Below are 16,470 nucleotides of genomic sequence, written 5' to 3' on the forward strand. Positions count from 1 at the left end.
AGAAAATGGGAGCGAGAGCAAAGTTTCTCTGTGATGCCGAACGCTGCATTGAATGCAACGCCTGTGTCACCGCTTGCAAGAACGAACATGAGGTGCCTTGGGGCATCAACCGCCGCCGGGTTGTCACCATTCAGGATGGCAAGCCCGGGGAACGGTCGATTTCCGTGGCCTGTATGCACTGTTCCGATGCGCCTTGTATGGCGGTCTGCCCTGTAGACTGCTTTTACCAGAACGAGGAAGGGGTGGTTCTGCACTCCAAGGACCTCTGTATCGGTTGTGGATATTGTTTCTACGCGTGCCCGTTCGGCGCGCCGCAATATCCGCAGGCGGGCAATTTTGGATCGCGCGGCAAGATGGACAAATGTACCTTCTGCGCCGGTGGCCCGGAAGAGACCCACTCGACCGCCGAGTTCCAGAAGTACGGACGCAACCGGATCGCGGAAGGCAAGTTGCCGATCTGCGCCGAGATGTGTTCGACCAAGGCCCTGCTGGCGGGAGATGGCGACATCGTATCGGCGATCTACCGCGAACGCGTCGTGGCGCGCGGCTTCGGATCTGGTGCCTGGGGCTGGGGAACGGCCTATGATCAGAAGGGCGGCTGACCTGAGGGTCGGGTATCGGTGGGTGTCACCCACCCCAAGCCTTTGACATTCGGGCGGGCGGCCTGCGGGCCGCCCCCTGATCCTCATATGAAATTCAAACGGGACATGGGATGATGCCACGCCTATTGCTGAGCTTTCTTCTGTCACTGGTGCTGTGCCTGCCGGCCTCTGCGCAGGAAATGTCTGATACCGACCGGGCCGCCACGGGTGGTGCGCAGACGCTCGAGGATATTCTGGCGCGTCAGCGCGGCGAGAAGATCGACGATAGCTTCCGCCGCGAGGCAACGGGCAATGCAGACAGCGCCGCGGGCATCGCGGCACAGCTGGGCACGCTGGGCGGCGCCTCGGACCCGGAACTGTGGCGCGCATTGCGCTACGGGACGGCCGATATCACCGTATCCTCCGGCGGCGATGCTGCGCGGGTTCTGATGCAGGATGGCGGCATGCGCTGGCTGCAGTTCCGCGACGGGCCGCTCTCGGTCAAGGGCGCGGGGCTTTTGGGCGGCACGTTGGTGTTTCTAGTCCTTTTCTACATGATGCGTGGTCGCATCCGGATCGACGGTGAAAAAACTGGCCGCACGGTGACGCGGTTCAAGGCGATCGAGCGCTTTGGGCACTGGCTGATGGCCGGGTCGTTCATCCTCTTGGGGGTGACCGGGCTAGTCTCGCTATTCGGGCGCAAGGTGCTGATCCCGGCCTTCGGGCACGAGGCGTTCTCGACGCTGGCGATCGCGTCGAAATGGATTCACAACAATGTCAGCTGGGCCTTCATGCTGGGGCTGGCGATGGTGTTTGTAATGTGGGTCATGCACAACCTGCCCAGTCGCACCGATCTGAAATGGCTGGCCCAGGGCGGCGGCATCCTTTCGGATGGCAAGCACCCGCCGGCCAAGAAATTCAACGCCGGGCAAAAGCTGATCTTCTGGTCGGTGATCGTGTTCGGGGCGTCGATTTCACTGACCGGGCTGTCACTTCTGTTTCCGTTCGAGATGCCGATGTTTGCCAAGACCTTCGCCATTCTGAACGAAACTGGACTGGCCGGGTTGGCGGGATATGGTGAGTTGCCGACGCAACTGGCTCCGCATGAAGAGATGCAATATGCGCAGCTTTGGCACTCGATCATGGCCTTTGTGCTGATGGCGATCATTCTGGCGCATATCTATATCGGCTCGGTCGGGATGGAAGGTGCCTATGACGCCATGGGCAGTGGCGAGGTCGAGGAGCAATGGGCGCGCGAACACCATTCCCTGTGGTTGGAAGAGGTGCAGAACCGCGAAGGTGCGGCCGCCCCTGCTGATGGCAAGGCCACCCCTGCGGAATAGATGCGCAGTTGGACGCTCAGCCTGTGGATTTTGCTGGCACCGCTGGGCGCGGCGGCGCAGGAGTTCACCACCCTAAAGGGGCATGGCGGGCCGATCATGGACATCTCGGTGAATGCCGGGACCGGTCAGGTGGCCACGGCGAGTTTCGACAACTCGGTAGGGCTTTGGGAGGGCCGTGTGCCCACTTGGCTGGAAGGACACGAGGCTGCCGCCAATGCGGTGGCGTTTCTGGGCCCGTCACGGGCCGTTTCGTCCGGCGATGATTTCGCCCTGATCCTGTGGGATATTGGTTCCGGAAATCAGACCCGGCTTGAGGGCCACAAGGGCAAGGTGCGCCGTCTTTCGGTGTCGCCCGAAGGCACCTGGATCGCCTCGGCCAGCTGGGATGGTAGCGTCGGGCTGTGGCCTGCGACGGGCGGTGCCCCACGATTTTTCAGCGGCCATGATGCGGGGGTCAACGATGTGGTGTTTAGCGCTGATGGCCAGCATCTTTATTCAGCCTCGGCAGATGGGACGATCCGGCAATGGGATCTGACCGGCGGTGCCGCGCGGATCGTGGTCAGCCACGGGTTTGGCGTCAATCGCCTGATCCTGTCGCCGGGCGGCGATTGGCTGGCCTATGGCGCGGTTGATGGCGTGACCCGGGTGATCGACCCGGTAAGCGGCGAAACCATTGCCGATTTCACGTTGGAGCGGCGGCCAATCCTGTCGATGGCCTATCATGCTGAAACGAACCAGCTGGCCGTCGGCGACGGGCATGGGTTCATCATGATGATCGACACGGCACGCTGGAGCATCAGCCGTGATTTCCGCGCCATGCGGCAGGGGCCGGTCTGGGCGCTGGATTTCGGCCCGGACGGATCAGCAATCTACGCTGGGGGTCTGGAGGATGTTGTATTTTCCTGGCCTGTGGCGCTGTTGGATGAATATGACCCGGCGGGGGGCGAGACACGCTCTTTCCTGCGCGACGCAGACGCGATGCCCAATGGCGAGCGACAGTTCATGCGCAAATGCTCGATCTGCCACGCGTTGACGCCGCCGCCTTCGCGCAAGGCCGGGCCGACGCTTTACGGGGTCTTCGGGCGGCGGGCAGGCACGGTGCCGGGATATCGCTATTCGGAAATTCTGAGCGGATCGGATATCATATGGTCCGACGATACGATTGATCAGCTGTTCGATCTGGGTCCGGATCACTATATTCCGGGATCGAAGATGCCGATGCAGCGGATCACGCAGGCCGCTGACCGGCGCGATCTGGTAGAATTCCTGCGCGAGGCCGCAGGTAACGGGGAGAATTGAAATGAAATCTATGCTGGCAGCTTTTGTTGCGGTGGCAGTCATTGCCCTGGGTGCGGATATCGTGCTGGAGGGCATGGGTTACTCGGTAGAGGACGCGAATGCCGGGCCTGCCGTGCGGTTGGATGATGCGGGCGAATGACAGCGCCCGTGGTGCAGGCCGGAGGCCCTCAGGGCAACCCGGATGATTATGGCGAAAGCCTGGGTGTTGCGTCGATCCTGGTGATTGACGACGAACCGGGGATGCGCAATTTCCTGACCAAGATCCTGACGCCGCGCTGCAAGCGGGTCGAGCAGGCGCGCTCGACCGCCGAAGCGGCGGCGATCCTGGACCAGGCGCATTTCGATCTGGTCATTCTGGACAATATCATGCCGGGTCAGACCGGGCTAGATTGGCTGGCCGAGCAGCGTCGGGTGGGCTTTTACGCCGATACGATCCTGATCACCGCCTATGCCGATCTGGATACGGCGATCCAGGCGCTGCGCACCGGGGTTGCGGATTTCGTTCTGAAACCGTTCCGGGCCAACCAGATCCTCAACGCGGCGGCGCGGGCGCTGGATCGCAAATCGCTGAGGCGGGAAAACTACCTGTTGAAACACGAGCTGAGCGAGGCCGGGTTTGCGGCGCGCGGGCGTCTTTTGGGCAATTCGCAACCGATACAGGATGTGCGTGACATGCTGGCCAAGCTGGCGCCGCTGCCGACCTCGGTTCTGTTCACCGGCGCCAGCGGAACCGGTAAGGAGATCGCCGCACGCACGCTGCACGGGTTGTCGGACCGGGCGGAAAAGCCGTTTGTGGCGGTGAACTGCGCCGGTTTCGCCAGTGACCACATTGCCGAGGAACTCTTTGGCGTGGTCGAAGGTGGCGAGCATCGCAAAGACGGGCTGTTCCTGCATGCGGATGGTGGCACGCTGCTGCTTGACGAGGTGGCGCAGCTGCCCGAACAGGTGCAGGCCATGCTGCTGCGGGTGCTTGAGGATCAGCGCATCCGGCCCGCCGGAGCCGAGCGGGAAATTCCGCTGAACCTGCGGTTTCTCTTTGCCACCAATTCCGATCTCGAGCAGGCGGTGGCGGAATGCAGCTTTCGGCGGGACCTCTATCACCGGATCAATGTGGTGGGGATCGAGATGCCGCTGCTGAGTGCGCGGCAGGAGGATATCGTCGAGCTGACGGCGCTGTTCATGAGCGAGTTTTCCCGGACCCTTGGCATGCCCGCGCTGGAACTGAACGAAGAGGTGCTCTTGAAGCTAAGCCGCTATGACTGGCCCGGCAATGTGCGCGAACTGCGCAACCTGATCGAGCGGTCGGTGATCCTGGGGGAGTTTCCCGAAGAGTTTTCCGGCTCGGGCCGGGTCACGGGTGCGCGGGCGCTGGAGACGCTGGAACTGGTCGAGCAGCGCCATATCATGAATGTACTGGATGCCTGCGGCGGCAACCGTGCCGAAGCGGCGCGCCGGCTGGGCGTGTCGCGCAAGACGGTGGACCGCAAATGCGCCGCCTGGGGCGTTTGAAGTTTCCGGCGGATGTTCCCTGACGGAGTTCGCTGACGCTCACGCATTTTGGTTTTTGTTCAGGGCACGAAGCCCTTGGGGTTTCACCCCAAACCCCGTGGCGCATGCCTCAGCGATCGCGTTTTTCCGGTACCGGGTCGTAGCCGCAATTGCCCCACGGGTTACAGCGCCCGATGCGTTTGGCAGCGATCCAGCCACCTTTGAAGCCCCCGTGTTTTTCCAGCGCCTCCAGAGCATAGGCGCTGCAGGTGGGCTGGTAACGGCAGTTGAACCCGACCCAGGGCGACAGGATCAGCCGGTAGGCGCGAATGGGCAGCGCCATGAGATGGGCAAGCGGACTCATGGTTTGGCGTGCAGCCTGTGCAGCGCGTCACGCAGATCCTGCTGCAACAGATCGAAGGGACGGGTGGCGGTGATCTCTGCCCGGCCGATCAGGACGTAATCCCAGCCCGGCTGGCCGTTTTCCGACAGGATCGTCCGTGCTGCTTCGCGCAGGCGGCGTTTGGCGCGGTTACGGGCCACGGCATTGCCGACCTTCTTGGAGCAGGTAAATCCCACCCCGACATGCGCTTCCTCGTCGTGTCGATTGCGGGCCTGCACTACCATTGACTGCGTGGCCTGACGCCGGGCGCGGGCGGCAGCGAGGAAGTCAGAACGGTTTTTCAGCACCTCCAGACAAACGGAAACCGCCGGGGGCGTATTCCCCGGTATGTTTTCGGGGGCCTCCGGCGGTATCATGTCCGTTTTCCTGGGTGCCCGAGCTTTAGGCGCTCAGTTCCTTGCGGCCACGGGCGCGACGTGCATTCAGGATCTTGCGGCCGGCTTTGGTGGCCATGCGCGCGCGGAAACCATGGCGCCGTTTGCGCACGAGGTTCGAGGGTTGAAAGGTGCGTTTCATCGCTCCGTCTCCGATCTGTTCCGGGGGCGCACTTGGAATCGAGGCCCGTCCGGTGGATATCTGAAGCCCGGTCTATAGTAGGCCCGATTTGACAAGTCAAACCCGTGGAGAGGGTTTTGCAACAAAAAACCTGTTCAATACCACACGTGATGTTACAAATTCTTGAAATCAGGGCATTTACGCCGCGGAACCCATCACCTGAGATCAAGGGAACGTGATCCGTCTATGCAACGGGTGCCCTACCGCGCATTTAGGGGTCAAAGTGATCAAACTTGGTGAAGAGATGGAAAACGTGACCCAACCCGAAAAAGCCTCAATCCTGAGACATGCGCCGCTGGCGATTATCCTGATCGTGGCGGTCATCGGATTTTTCACCCTGCGGGACTATCTGACATTCGAAACACTGCGGGAAAATCGCGAGGCACTACTGGCGTTCCGGGATGCCAATTTCCTAGGTATCGTGGTGGTCTTTATCGCGATTTACTTCGTTATCGTGGCGTTTTCGCTGCCCGGGGCGGCGGTGGCATCGGTCACCGGCGGGTTCCTGTTTGGGCTGACCTTCGGGACGATTTTCAACGTGGTCGCCGCCTCGCTCGGGGCCTTTGCGATCTTTCTGGCGGCCCGCTGGGGCCTGGGCAAGACGCTGGCGGCCAGGATGGAGGCGTCGGACGGGGCGCTGAAAAAGTTGAAAACCGGCCTGCAGGAAAATGAGATCAGCGTGCTTTTCCTGCTGCGCTTGGTCCCCGCGGTACCGTTCTTCGTGGCCAATCTGCTGCCGGCACTGGTGGGTGTGAAATTTGTCAATTTCGCCTTCACCACCGTTTTCGGGATCATCCCGGGCGCGATTGTCTTTACGTGGATCGGCGTGGGCCTGGGCGAGGTATTCGACCGTGGCGAAAGCCCTGATCTGTCCCTGTTGTGGGAACCGCAGGTCATCGGGCCGATCCTGGGCCTGAGCGTGCTGGCCGCGTTACCCATCGTCATCAAGGCCGTGCGCGGCCGCAAAGAAGGCATCTGAAATGGCTGAACTGAATGCTGATCTGCTGGTCATCGGGGCTGGCTCGGGCGGGTTGTCGGTTGCGGCAGGCGCGGTGCAAATGGGGGCCTCGGTGATCTTGCTGGAAGGTCACAAGATGGGCGGCGACTGCCTGAACTATGGCTGCGTGCCCTCCAAGGCGCTGATCGCCAGCGGCAAGGCGGCTCATGCGCAGGCCCATGCCAGCGCCTACGGCGTGGCCAACGTGAAGCCAAAAGCCGATTACGCCGCGGCCAAGGATCACGTGGCAGGTGTGATCGCCCAGATTGAGCCCCATGACAGCGTGGAGCGGTTCGAGGAGCTGGGCGTGCAGGTAATCCAGGAATATGGTTCTTTTATCTCGCCCAACGAAGTGCAGGCGGGCGATGATGTGATCACCGCGCGCCGGATCGTCATTTCAACCGGTTCGTCGCCGCTGGTGCCGCCGATACCGGGGCTGGACGCTGTGCCCTATGAAACCAACGAGACCATTTTCGAGCTGCGCGAGAAACCCAAGCACCTGCTGATCATCGGCGGTGGACCGATCGGCATGGAAATGGCGCAGGCGCATCTGCGTCTGGGCAGCAAGGTGACCGTGATCGAAGGTATGAAAGCCCTGAGTCAGGACGATCCCGAGATGGCGGCTATCGTGCTGGAGCGGCTGAGCGAGGAAGGCATCGAGATTTCTGAAGGGGCCATGGCGTCGGAAATTCGCGGCAAGGCGGGCGCGGTCGAGGTCGAGGCCAAGGATGGCCGCATCTTCAAGGGCACACATCTGCTGATGGCGGTGGGCCGCAAGGCAAATATCGACCGTCTTGGGTTGGAGGCGGCCGGGATCGAGACCACGAAGCGCGGCATCAAGGTGGATGCCGGGATGCGCACCACGAACAAGCGGGTCTATGCCATTGGCGATGTGGCGGGCGGGCTGCAATTCACCCATGTGGCAGGATATCATGCCGGGCTTGTCATCCGCTCGGCCTTGTTTGGATTGCCCGCCAAACAACGCACCGATCACATCCCCTGGGCAACCTATACCGAGCCCGAGTTGTCACAAGTCGGATTGACCGAAGAGCAGGCGCGCGAAGAACACCGGGACGCGCTGGAAGTGGTGCGGTTCGAGTATACTCAGAACGACCGCGCCATCGCCGAACGCAAGACCACCGGCCTGATAAAGGTCATGGTGGTCAAGGGCCGACCGGTTGGGGCGTCGATTGCCGGGGCGCAGGCGGGTGAGTTGATTAACCTCTGGGCGTTGGTCATCGCCAACAAACTTAAGATGAAACATGTGGCCAATATGGTGGCCCCCTATCCGACCATCGGCGAGATCAATAAACGTGCAGCGGGGGCCTATTTCTCGCCTCGGTTGTTTGATAATCCTACGGTGAAAAAGATAGTGGGGCTGGTGCAACGATGGCTTCCCTAACGTAACTCTGGACGGTTGATGTGAATTCACTTTCGGGCCGATTTCTGATCCTGACAGCGGTCTTCGTTATGTTGGCCGAGGTGCTGATATTTGTGCCCTCGGTGGCGCGGTATCGCGAGGATTTCCTGATGTCTCGGTTGGAGCGGGCACAGATCGCAGCGCTTGCTCTGCTGGCTGAGACAGAAGTGGATGCTGATGTACAGGAAGAGTTGCTGCAGAACGCGGGTGTCTACAACGTGGTTTTGCGGAGGGATGAGGCTCGTCAGCTGATGCTTTCCGCACCGATCCCCGCACCGATCACAAAGACATATGATTTGCGTAATCCCGGTGCGCTTGAGTTGATCCGAGATGCGCTGGAGTGTTTTTTCAATCCCGAGCCCGAGGTGATACGGGTGATTGGTGAGCCGGTAAATATGGCCGGGTTACTGATCGAAGTGACGATGGAGACAGGCAGTTTGCGTGCTGCGATGATTGATTACGGTGTGCGTATTCTCTGGCTTTCAGCGGTAATCTCGATCATCACGGCGGTGCTCCTATTTTTGGCGGTGCGGGTCTTTCTGGTCAAACCGATCAAGCGGGTTGTGGGCAACATGAAGGATTATGCCGCCTCGCCCGAAGATGCACGGCTGGTGATGCAGCCGTCTGCCGGAGTGACAGAGCTGCGCCAGGCCGAAGAAACGCTGCAGACGTTGCAGACGCAGCTGACCGGTGCTTTGCGCCAGAAAGAGCATCTGGCGCAGTTGGGTGGTGCCGTCGCCAAGGTCAGCCACGATCTGCGCAACATACTGACCAGCGCACAGCTTTTTACTGACCGGATCGAGACGAGCGAAGATCCGATCGTGAAGCGCATGGCACCCAAGTTGGTCAACTCAATCACCCGGGCGGTGCATCTGTGCGAGTCGACCCTGGCCTATGGCAAGGCCGAGGAGCCGACCCCGACGCTGAACCGGTTCGCACTGAACGATATCGTCAACGAGGTGATCGACAATGAACGATTATCGGTCGGCGAGCATGACGTGAGCCTTTCCGATGATGTACCTGCCGCCCTGACCGTGCGCGCCGATGCCGAGCAGCTTTTCCGGGTGATCGGCAATCTGGTGCGCAATGCACGGCAGGCGATCATCGCCTCGGGTCAGCCCGGTGAAATAAACATCTCGGCGAGCGAGGATGAGGAAAGCTGGTTCATCCGCGTGGCCGATACCGGTCCGGGCCTACCGCCTAAGGCGCAGGAGTTTCTGTTCAAACCGTTTCAGGGCGGAGCCAGCAAGGGCGGCACCGGGCTTGGTCTGTCGATCGCATCGGAACTGGTGCGTGGCCACGGCGGTCATTTGACGCTCGAGGCAACCGGACCAGAGGGAACCCTGTTCTGCATCTGTCTGCCCAAAGCGGATTTGCAGTTACGGCAATAAATTCTTGCACTCCCTCTTGCATTGCCGCGCACTTGGGTCTAGATGCTGGCTCTCGACGGACCGATAGCTCAGCTGGATAGAGTACCTGACTACGAATCAGGGGGTCGGGGGTTCGAATCCTCCTCGGTCCGCCACTACACCTTGAAAGTATTGAATAAATTCCACATCTGACGAACTTACCCCACATAAGGCCCCACATAGAAAAAGGGCTAGCCTTAGGCGTGGTGTGAAGTCTGCATAACCAAAACATCGAGTTAGCGTTCTAGAACGGTGATCTGCTCCAGCTCTCATGCCAAGCAGCTTGTGATTCGCTATAATACACCATTCTTTTGTCAGTTCGCCCGCGTTCGCGCTGCGCGGCGTGCTTCCCTTTATCAGGTAGTTCTTTCGATGAATTGCTCAAACGCGGCCTTGAAGTTTATGTTGGTTTGACCGACTTCATTGAAGAAGGGCAAGCCAAGAACCGTATAGTCTCGGCCTTGGAATACCGTTTCAAGTCTGGCCTTTGCTTTCACTTGCCCAAGGAAGCCCTGTTTCCAGTCATCTTGCGGGCGCAAATGGTCGCCCTTGGGTTCGATGAATAGCTGTAAGATCGCGCTAGCCTCTTGGCCCTTCTTCCTTAGAAACAGAACGAAGTCGGGTTCAAAGGCGCGTCCGGTGTCGAAGTCGTACAGCTTCACCGCCTTCTCGTTCCGCAAGAGGTAGAAGTCGTCATACACGTCCCGCAACCGGGCTTCCTGATCGTGCATGTACTTGAAAAATGCTTTTCCTGATCCGTGCCGTAACTGTCATCATAAGCGTGCCAGTCCTTGCCGCTCAGGTCGATCTGGTCCAACCCCGGCACATTGCTTTCTGTCCAGCTTAGCCCGGTCTCGCCTTCGATGCGCAGCTTAAGCACCTTGTTGGTGAAACGGTCCTTGATGGGATAGGGCTTGAAGTCCTTGGTGCCGATATACTCGACACTTTCTCGTTTCACGCCACTTTCGATCTGGTGCAGGACGTATTGCGCGATGTCCAGCCTTTGCCGCGCGGTCAGGTTGTCCAAGTCATCGGGCAAGCCGCGCACACTCACAGTCACGCCGCCCAGATAGGTGTCAGAGGTGACAAACTGTGATGCGCTGGCGAGTTGCGGGAAATAGGTCCGCAAGTTGGCGAAGTGGAAAAAATCGTTGGCGTCCATCGCGAAGCGCAAAATGGCCCTGCCGAAATCAGTCAGTTTGAGGTCGCGGGACACGGGTTCCTTGCTCGACGGTTTCAACGTCAACTGCCCCCCGCCAAACGCAGAAGCCTCTGTCACCCGGCCTGTCATCAGGTTCGGATAGGTGAAGGGGCCTTCGATCTTGTAGGCGTCCAGCCCCGCCACACCGTCGCGCGGGTTTCTCACCCGGTCGTTCACCCACACATGATGCCGCTTAAATAGGTCAGTCTGTTTGAAACTGTCCTTGAGCCGCAGCCGCACCGTCCGGGCGGTGTCGTCCAGCATCCCGGTTTCGCGCAAGGCGTTGCGGATGTCTTGGATGTACTTCGGATTGTGCGAACAGTGGTAGTGCAGCCCTTCCAGCACCCGCAAAGGATGGTCCACCTCGCTGTCATACTTGCGCTTTTCCCGTGCTGCGTCTGGCTGGTCAGGCGCGATGAAGGGGAAATACCGCGCCCCGCGTCCAATCAACTGGGCCTCGGCCATCGTGGTCTTGCCCACCTTGTTGGCCTTGCCGTCGCGGGTGTCATAGAGGCGCACAATGTCGAACAGGTTCAGCACGTCCCAGCCCTCGTTCAACTTATCAACGGCAAAGATCACCCGTATCTCGTTGTCCCGGTCCTCCAAGGCGTTCAGCTCTATCTGTCTGTTTTCCAGATCCTTTGGGTTGTTGACGTTCACCACCTTCTCGGGGGCAAAATCGCCCTGTAGCTCACGGGCGAAATCCGCGCCGCTCATGGCCCTTTCGTCCATGATGAAGGCAAAGGCCCGCGAAAGGGTCTCATCGCCCTCAGAGGCTGCCCTGAGCGCGTCCAGCGCCTCGCCTGTCAGCTCCGCAACCATCGCCGTGAATGCGACCTCATTATCGGCGCTGTCCTTGATCGTCTTGGACTTCATCAGAATCACCGGCTTGCAATGCAGCCCGTGCGCTTCGGCCACCTTGCGGCGATACTGGCTCAGGACCATCGCCTGCATCATCCGTGCCTCGGGCGGCAAATCCGCCTGCCGCAGCTCGATGTCCTTGGAATAGCCGTCTTCCCGAAACTGCCGCAGGGAATAGTCGTAGAGTATCTTGTCGGCATACTTCGCCCGGATCGCCTCGTGGCTCAGATCCACGGTCGCGGTAAACTCCAACAGCATGTTCTCGGGGTGTTGGCGGAATATCTCGGACACCGTACCTTCCCAACTGGCCTTCACCTCTGCCTCGCCCTTGGTCAACGTCTTCTTGGTCTCGGCGTTCAGGTGGTGCGCCTCGTCCGAGATCATCACCACCTTGTAGTCGCGGAAATCCTCGATGGTGACGGCATTCTCTTTCGGGGCCTGCATCCGGGTGTGCAGCGCTTGGATGGTGGTGAAGTGGATGTTGATTACATCGCCCGACACCGCGTCGAAGGTGTCCACCGCGCGGATGTCCACCGGCTCATCATCAATACGCACGGCGGGTGCAAACAGGTGCTTGGCCGATGCGGGGTTGAGGAAGTTTTCCTTGGTCTTCTCGATGATCTGCGCGGAATTCACAAAGAACAGGAAGTTGCGATAGCCGCGCCGGTACAGGTCCAGGATCAGCGTCGCCATCAGCACGGTCTTGCCGCTGCCCGTGGCCATGTGGAACAGCAGGTGCGGTGCCTTGGGCCGTCCCTCGTATTTGTCAATGTAGAACAGCCAGCGTTCCAGCGCCGTGCGCTGATAGTGGCGCAGCGCGATCTGCGGCGCAAGGTTGTTGGTGATGTCGTCGGGCAAGTCGGCCTTAAGGGCCCCATACTTGGCCAGCGCGTCAAACTCGATCGCGAGGCTCTGGGTCATGCGTCCAGCCCATAGAAGGAGCGGGTCGCGGAGGCGTCATCATCCGAGATGTCGAAGCCTTCATCGCCAAGGGAGCCAAGATTGACATAGAGGTGGTTGGCATCGAGACAGTCCATCAACACGCGCTTGGCTTCTTCTAGCGGCAAAACGCTGAGATCGCCCTTTGCTGCAAACAAGTCCTCTGTTTCGAATGCGCTCAGGTCCACGCCATAGCGTAGATAGCCCGTGGCTTGGATGTCGGCGTGGATGGTTTGCAGAGTGGCCATGTCCGGGGCCGCTCCGATACGGTCGGCGAGAGCTGAGTTTGATGCTGCGAGTTCGGCATAGACAAACGATCCGCCGCCTTGCCACTCGACGGCTTTGGAAATGCCGCCTTGTTCGCCTTCGATAACTTTCTGGAAACGTACCAAAGGGAAGTCTTGAACATAATCCATCTGTTCAACCGCTATCCACTGGCGCTTCATCTTGTGCGCCACCGCAGAGGTGGTTCCTGAACCCGCAAAGAAATCTAGCACTAAGTCGCCTTCTTGTGTCGCTACTTGGATGACACGCTGAATAAGCAACTCTGGCTTTGGGGTTTGAAAGTCATTTTGATCTCCGAGAAACGTTCTTAGTTCTTTTTTTTGCAGCATCTGTGTTCCCTGCGAAATCATGGTGCCAAAGCGTTTGAGGCACTACACCGTCGTTTTTTAGTTTATGTCTATATCGCTTGAACGCGGGAGTTTTCGCTTTTCCGTCTTTACCCCAATAAATCACGTCATCTTTGACATGTTGCAAATGCTCGTCTTTCGAATATGCCCAAACACGTGTTCGTTTTGGCCAAATTTCCTCACCGGTATTCTTCTGAATGACGGGATAGAACAAGTTGGGGCGCTCGTCGGCAGACTTGTTGCAAGTGTAGTCGCTTACCCTAAAAATGCCTTCCTCATCTTCAAACTTGTATTGACTGTCTTTGTCCGCCGTGCGTGGCATTAAGTTCAGCCGCCAGTCTTCGCTTTTTGCAAACACGAGCAAATAATCATGCATCGGTGCGATGGACTTGTGGTCATTGGATGCAGAGTATTTTTTTTCCCAAACAATCGTTGCGACGAAGTTGTCTCGACCGAACATCTCGTCCATTAGCACCTTGCAATAATGCGCTTCGCCATCATCCAAGTTGACGAACATTGCCCCATCACGGCTTAGCAACTCCTTCGCCACCTCAAGCCGGTTCCGCATAAAGGTCAACCATGCCGAGTGGTTGAAGCGGTCATTATACCGGAAACCATCGTTGCCAGTGTTATAGGGTGGGTCGATATATACTAGTTTCACTTTGCCTGCATAGCGCACTTTCAGCGAATGAAGCGCCAGCAGGCTGTTGCCCTTGATAAGCAGGTTGTCGTCCTCGCGCACCTCGCCCACGGGCGCAGGCTTGCCCACCGCCACGGCCTCGCCGTCCCAGCGTTCCCAGCCAGTCAGTACCTTAGGTTCAAACAGCCGGGTGATGTCGTCCGGGGCCAACGTCGTGTTCCAGAACACCTCGTCGCGGCCCCGGTCCTCCTTCGTCATACCGCCCTCCAGCACGCAATCCTTATAGGGCCACGCCAGCACCACGTCGCGCGACTGGCTCAGGTAATCCCCGTGCACATCTGTCAGGCCGATCCGATTCTTGAAGGCCGTGTAGCTATCGGGCAGGAAGGCTTTGTTGGACACGAAGTCCTGAAACTTCACCTTGTCGAAGACCAGCGCCCCCGCGACCTCGGTGAAGAAATGCGCTTTGATCGTCTCGGACTGCATCAGCAGTTCCAGCAGCCGCGCGTCCATGTTCAACGCCGCCTCGATCACCGCATTCTTTAGGATCGCCCCATCCGAGATGAACGCCTGATCAGCTTGCAGCAGCGCCGTTAGGTCATCGAGAAGGTTCTGCATGGATGGTCGCCTCCGTGTTGGTCTTTTCGCCCTTTGTGCCTGACGGGATGGGGGAAATCCAGACGGTACTAACTTATCATTTGCAACACGGTTGGCATGAACAAACCATGTAGCTTTTCATTAAATCATCCCCCGGATCAATTCCCCCTGCCGCGATGGTGAAACGGGGCAATAGGCGCTGAGCGTGGTGGCGATGTTTTCATGCCCAAGGTTCATCGACCAAGCCTTGAACTGTTCGGGCGTCTTGCAGTGGTCATTGGCCAGAAGTCCAAGGGTTTTGCAGAAGCTATGCGGGGCAAAGGCGGGAAGGCCCGCGTTTGTGAAGGCGTCCTTGATCACGGTGCACAATTTGCCCGCGTTCGCGTAGGTGTCGCGCGATAGGCCCAGCGCCGCAAATGCACCATCTTGCAGGCCCATCTTGGGCTTGGGAAAGAGCGCGTCGTTCGGGCCGAATAGTTCGTCTTGGCGCAGGTATGTCACCCAATCGTGGAAGGCTTGCAGATATGCATCATCGACCGGGAAAAACCAAGTCGTGAAGGTCTTGGCAAACTTTGTGTTCACGTCGCGGGCATCCTGATAGACACAATTCTCGACCAGATCGACGTGTTTTAGGCGAATGGAGGCAACCGCCCCATCCCGCGCCCCGGTCAGCATCAGGAAGGCAAAGAGCGCCTTGTCGCGACGCTGTAGCGTTGTCGCGCTGGGCATTTGCGCAAAGGCGTGGCGGCATTGTTCAGGCGTCGGGTAGACTGCTTCGCGCGCCGTATGGGCAATCCGGGCATCTTTGGCGTTTAGATTGAAATATTCGGCGTCCGCGTAAGCAATCCGCGACTTGTAGCCGGGTTGCCCCGCCAGCCAATGAATGAACGCCTTGACGATGCGCAGGGTGCTATCGACTGTGGCCTTTGAAAGCCGCGCGCCGGTTCGGACGTTCTTTTGGTTCGATAGACGGTTTTTAAAAGCAATAGCCTGATCGATATGAAACCGCTTGAACGGCTTGAAATTGGTGCTTTGCTCAAACCGAAGGATCGCCTCGGCGGCCTTATCCACCGTTGAAATATCCATGCGTTTGGCTTCGCGCAAATATTGCAGGTAGCGGCGTTTGATGCGTTCGTTTTCTTCGTGGTATTTCCGGGCCATCATGTGTCCTTTCCGAAGTTATGGTTTAAGAGGGGTTCAGCGGGTTCCTTTAGGCTTGTTGCCCCTCTTTGATTGCGACACAGAAAACCTGGCTGAAATGGTCGATCTTTGACCGGCTGATCATGCGGTTGCAGGTGCCGCTACAGACCTCACAAAGCCCTAAAAGGCGGGCGGTTTTTGATGTTTGCGGGATGCAATCGACCAGCAAGCCCATAGGGGTACTGCCTGCCTTGCAGGTCAGGCAATAGAGTTGATTTTCCAGCAAGGGGACCTTTGACGCTTGTGCCCTGTTTTCGAGAAAGTTGCGCAGGGCATCTCCAAGGATCAAAAACGGCCTTTGTGATCTCATCAACGGAAGACCAGATTTCACCCAACTGCGGATCGTGCCTACCGACACGCCAAGAGTATTGGCGGCTTCCTCAACCGTGTAGGTGCGGGCCACCTTAATGGCACGGGCATGGTCGGCATCAACACCGGTCTGATTTCGACAGAAGTCGCGCCCTTTGGTGGCGTAAAGCAATCTGGCCAAGGCCGCGAAACCGGCCATCAGTGTATTTGCAGCGAATTGGAGCTTTGTCCGCATAGCAGACATTAGACGATTTGAATATTTCGCGCGGAATCGCGGCCGAGGGCCGCCGCGCGATCGCCAGACCGCCCGGTCACGCCGAAGGCGTGCCAACTTTAAGTGGCGCGCCTCTGGTGCGACGGCTGGCGATTTTGAAGGGTAGCAGCACATTTCGAGGTTTTATGGGTTTGGCGGGGATTTAGTGGCAACCACTAAGGATCGGTCGCCATCCCGCGGTCTGGCGAGCGCACGGCTTGGGGTCGGAGAGCCGCATATGCAAAAGGCCAGGATTCTTGGCGCAAAGGCTTGACCCGCTGCTCTCTCTCTCGTAAACGAGCCCATCGGCAGGCCCCGGATTCGTCCGGGGCTGTGCTTTTGT

17 protein-coding genes, 1 tRNA gene and 1 pseudogene are annotated in these 16,470 nt (G+C 58.8%); 10 read left to right on the forward strand and 9 right to left on the reverse strand.

What is annotated here, in order from left to right; all coding sequences use genetic code 11:
• Nucleotides 1–5: 5 nt before the first annotated feature.
• From fdh3B to Q1B27_RS17070, 5 genes are all read left to right on the forward strand, one after another.
• On the forward strand, nucleotides 6–602 hold the full coding sequence (gene fdh3B / locus Q1B27_RS17050; protein WP_299849150.1) for a formate dehydrogenase FDH3 subunit beta: 597 nt from the start codon (nucleotides 6–8) through the stop codon (nucleotides 600–602).
• 113 nt (nucleotides 603–715) lie between these two features.
• Entirely contained in the window at nucleotides 716–1,924 is a 1,209-nt protein-coding gene (locus tag Q1B27_RS17055; RefSeq protein ID WP_299849152.1) for a formate dehydrogenase subunit gamma, read from the forward strand.
• On the forward strand, nucleotides 1,925–3,223 hold the full coding sequence (locus Q1B27_RS17060) for a c-type cytochrome (RefSeq protein ID WP_299849154.1): 1,299 nt from the start codon (nucleotides 1,925–1,927) through the stop codon (nucleotides 3,221–3,223).
• Nucleotide 3,224: 1 nt separating this feature from the next.
• Nucleotides 3,225–3,362: a hypothetical protein gene (locus Q1B27_RS17065; RefSeq protein ID WP_299849156.1), complete on the forward strand. Its 138-nt coding sequence runs from the start codon at nucleotides 3,225–3,227 to the stop codon at nucleotides 3,360–3,362.
• Entirely contained in the window at nucleotides 3,359–4,732 is a 1,374-nt protein-coding gene (locus Q1B27_RS17070) for a sigma-54 dependent transcriptional regulator (RefSeq protein ID WP_299849158.1), read from the forward strand. Before Q1B27_RS17065 ends, Q1B27_RS17070 begins: the two co-directional genes overlap by 4 nt.
• Nucleotides 4,733–4,841: 109 nt before the next feature.
• Here Q1B27_RS17070 and yidD read toward each other — a convergent pair whose 3' ends face one another.
• From yidD to rpmH, 3 genes are read right to left on the reverse strand one after another with little or no spacing between them, the layout of a single operon-like run.
• Nucleotides 4,842–5,075 carry a membrane protein insertion efficiency factor YidD gene (gene yidD, locus Q1B27_RS17075; RefSeq protein WP_299849159.1) on the reverse strand — a complete coding sequence of 78 codons (234 nt, stop codon included), beginning with the start codon at nucleotides 5,073–5,075 and terminating at the stop codon, nucleotides 4,842–4,844.
• The gene (gene rnpA, locus Q1B27_RS17080; RefSeq protein WP_299849161.1) at nucleotides 5,072–5,470 is read right to left on the reverse strand and encodes a ribonuclease P protein component; all 399 of its coding nucleotides are present in this window, start codon (nucleotides 5,468–5,470) and stop codon (nucleotides 5,072–5,074) included. Before rnpA ends, yidD begins: the two co-directional genes overlap by 4 nt.
• A 25-nt stretch (nucleotides 5,471–5,495) precedes the next feature.
• Nucleotides 5,496–5,630 carry a 50S ribosomal protein L34 gene (gene rpmH / locus Q1B27_RS17085; RefSeq protein WP_027241708.1) on the reverse strand — a complete coding sequence of 45 codons (135 nt, stop codon included), beginning with the start codon at nucleotides 5,628–5,630 and terminating at the stop codon, nucleotides 5,496–5,498.
• A 283-nt stretch (nucleotides 5,631–5,913) separates the two neighbouring features.
• Between rpmH and Q1B27_RS17090 the strand changes: the two genes are divergently transcribed.
• The 4 genes from Q1B27_RS17090 (at nucleotide 5,914) to Q1B27_RS17105 (ending at nucleotide 9,611) form a co-directional block, all read left to right on the forward strand.
• Nucleotides 5,914–6,648 carry a VTT domain-containing protein gene (locus tag Q1B27_RS17090; RefSeq protein ID WP_299849505.1) on the forward strand — a complete coding sequence of 245 codons (735 nt, stop codon included), beginning with the start codon at nucleotides 5,914–5,916 and terminating at the stop codon, nucleotides 6,646–6,648.
• 1 nt (nucleotide 6,649) lies between these two features.
• The gene (locus Q1B27_RS17095) at nucleotides 6,650–8,068 is read left to right on the forward strand and encodes an FAD-dependent oxidoreductase (protein ID WP_299849164.1); all 1,419 of its coding nucleotides are present in this window, start codon (nucleotides 6,650–6,652) and stop codon (nucleotides 8,066–8,068) included.
• 68 nt (nucleotides 8,069–8,136) lie between these two features.
• The gene (locus Q1B27_RS17100; protein ID WP_299849507.1) at nucleotides 8,137–9,477 is read left to right on the forward strand and encodes a HAMP domain-containing sensor histidine kinase; all 1,341 of its coding nucleotides are present in this window, start codon (nucleotides 8,137–8,139) and stop codon (nucleotides 9,475–9,477) included.
• A gap of 57 nt (nucleotides 9,478–9,534) precedes the next feature.
• Nucleotides 9,535–9,611, forward strand: a tRNA-Arg gene (locus Q1B27_RS17105).
• A gap of 240 nt (nucleotides 9,612–9,851) precedes the next feature.
• Here Q1B27_RS17105 and Q1B27_RS17110 read toward each other — a convergent pair.
• From Q1B27_RS17110 to Q1B27_RS17135, 6 genes are all read right to left on the reverse strand, one after another.
• Nucleotides 9,852–10,157, reverse strand: a complete 306-nt coding sequence (locus tag Q1B27_RS17110) for a hypothetical protein (RefSeq protein WP_299849166.1) — start codon at nucleotides 10,155–10,157, stop codon at nucleotides 9,852–9,854.
• Complete coding sequence (locus Q1B27_RS17115; protein ID WP_299849168.1) at nucleotides 10,154–12,478, reverse strand: DEAD/DEAH box helicase family protein; 2,325 nt, start codon at nucleotides 12,476–12,478, stop codon at nucleotides 10,154–10,156. Before Q1B27_RS17115 ends, Q1B27_RS17110 begins: the two co-directional genes overlap by 4 nt.
• Nucleotides 12,475–13,110 carry a site-specific DNA-methyltransferase gene (locus Q1B27_RS17120; protein WP_299849170.1) on the reverse strand — a complete coding sequence of 212 codons (636 nt, stop codon included), beginning with the start codon at nucleotides 13,108–13,110 and terminating at the stop codon, nucleotides 12,475–12,477. Before Q1B27_RS17120 ends, Q1B27_RS17115 begins: the two co-directional genes overlap by 4 nt.
• The gene (locus Q1B27_RS17125; RefSeq protein WP_299849172.1) at nucleotides 13,064–14,386 is read right to left on the reverse strand and encodes a site-specific DNA-methyltransferase; all 1,323 of its coding nucleotides are present in this window, start codon (nucleotides 14,384–14,386) and stop codon (nucleotides 13,064–13,066) included. The genes Q1B27_RS17120 and Q1B27_RS17125 overlap by 47 nt, the downstream gene beginning before the upstream one ends.
• 120 nt (nucleotides 14,387–14,506) lie before the next feature.
• Nucleotides 14,507–15,529 (reverse strand): tyrosine-type recombinase/integrase, encoded by a 1,023-nt coding sequence (locus tag Q1B27_RS17130; protein ID WP_299849174.1) that lies wholly within the window; start codon nucleotides 15,527–15,529, stop codon nucleotides 14,507–14,509.
• A 46-nt stretch (nucleotides 15,530–15,575) separates the two neighbouring features.
• Entirely contained in the window at nucleotides 15,576–15,968 is a 393-nt protein-coding gene (locus tag Q1B27_RS17135; protein ID WP_299849509.1) for a helix-turn-helix domain-containing protein, read from the reverse strand.
• 12 nt (nucleotides 15,969–15,980) lie between these two features.
• Here Q1B27_RS17135 and Q1B27_RS17140 point away from each other — a divergent pair.
• Nucleotides 15,981–16,121, forward strand: a pseudogene (locus Q1B27_RS17140) (aldehyde dehydrogenase family protein); the annotation flags it as partial.
• Nucleotides 16,122–16,470 lie beyond the last annotated feature (349 nt).

The sequence above is a fragment of the uncultured Roseovarius sp. genome, assembly GCF_947489715.1.
GTDB lineage: Bacteria > Pseudomonadota > Alphaproteobacteria > Rhodobacterales > Rhodobacteraceae > Roseovarius.

Bases quoted from the DNA above. Each gene is read 5' to 3' on its own strand.
- Q1B27_RS17130 (WP_299849174.1), bottom strand. From the start codon at position 15,529: ATGATGGCCCGGAAATACCACGAAGAAAACGAACGCATCAAACGCCGC.
- Q1B27_RS17095 (WP_299849164.1), top strand. From the start codon at position 6,650: ATGGCTGAACTGAATGCTGATCTGCTGGTCATCGGGGCTGGCTCGGGC.
- Q1B27_RS17065 (WP_299849156.1), top strand. From the start codon at position 3,225: ATGAAATCTATGCTGGCAGCTTTTGTTGCGGTGGCAGTCATTGCCCTG.
- Q1B27_RS17120 (WP_299849170.1), bottom strand. From the start codon at position 13,110: ATGCTGCAAAAAAAAGAACTAAGAACGTTTCTCGGAGATCAAAATGAC.
- yidD (WP_299849159.1), bottom strand. From the start codon at position 5,075: ATGAGTCCGCTTGCCCATCTCATGGCGCTGCCCATTCGCGCCTACCGG.
- Q1B27_RS17090 (WP_299849505.1), top strand. From the start codon at position 5,914: ATGGAAAACGTGACCCAACCCGAAAAAGCCTCAATCCTGAGACATGCG.
- rnpA (WP_299849161.1), bottom strand. From the start codon at position 5,470: ATGATACCGCCGGAGGCCCCCGAAAACATACCGGGGAATACGCCCCCG.
- fdh3B (WP_299849150.1), top strand. From the start codon at position 6: ATGGGAGCGAGAGCAAAGTTTCTCTGTGATGCCGAACGCTGCATTGAA.
- Q1B27_RS17115 (WP_299849168.1), bottom strand. From the start codon at position 12,478: ATGACCCAGAGCCTCGCGATCGAGTTTGACGCGCTGGCCAAGTATGGG.
- Q1B27_RS17055 (WP_299849152.1), top strand. From the start codon at position 716: ATGCCACGCCTATTGCTGAGCTTTCTTCTGTCACTGGTGCTGTGCCTG.
- rpmH (WP_027241708.1), bottom strand. From the start codon at position 5,630: ATGAAACGCACCTTTCAACCCTCGAACCTCGTGCGCAAACGGCGCCAT.
- Q1B27_RS17100 (WP_299849507.1), top strand. From the start codon at position 8,137: ATGTTGGCCGAGGTGCTGATATTTGTGCCCTCGGTGGCGCGGTATCGC.
- Q1B27_RS17125 (WP_299849172.1), bottom strand. From the start codon at position 14,386: ATGCAGAACCTTCTCGATGACCTAACGGCGCTGCTGCAAGCTGATCAG.
- Q1B27_RS17060 (WP_299849154.1), top strand. From the start codon at position 1,925: ATGCGCAGTTGGACGCTCAGCCTGTGGATTTTGCTGGCACCGCTGGGC.
- Q1B27_RS17070 (WP_299849158.1), top strand. From the start codon at position 3,359: ATGACAGCGCCCGTGGTGCAGGCCGGAGGCCCTCAGGGCAACCCGGAT.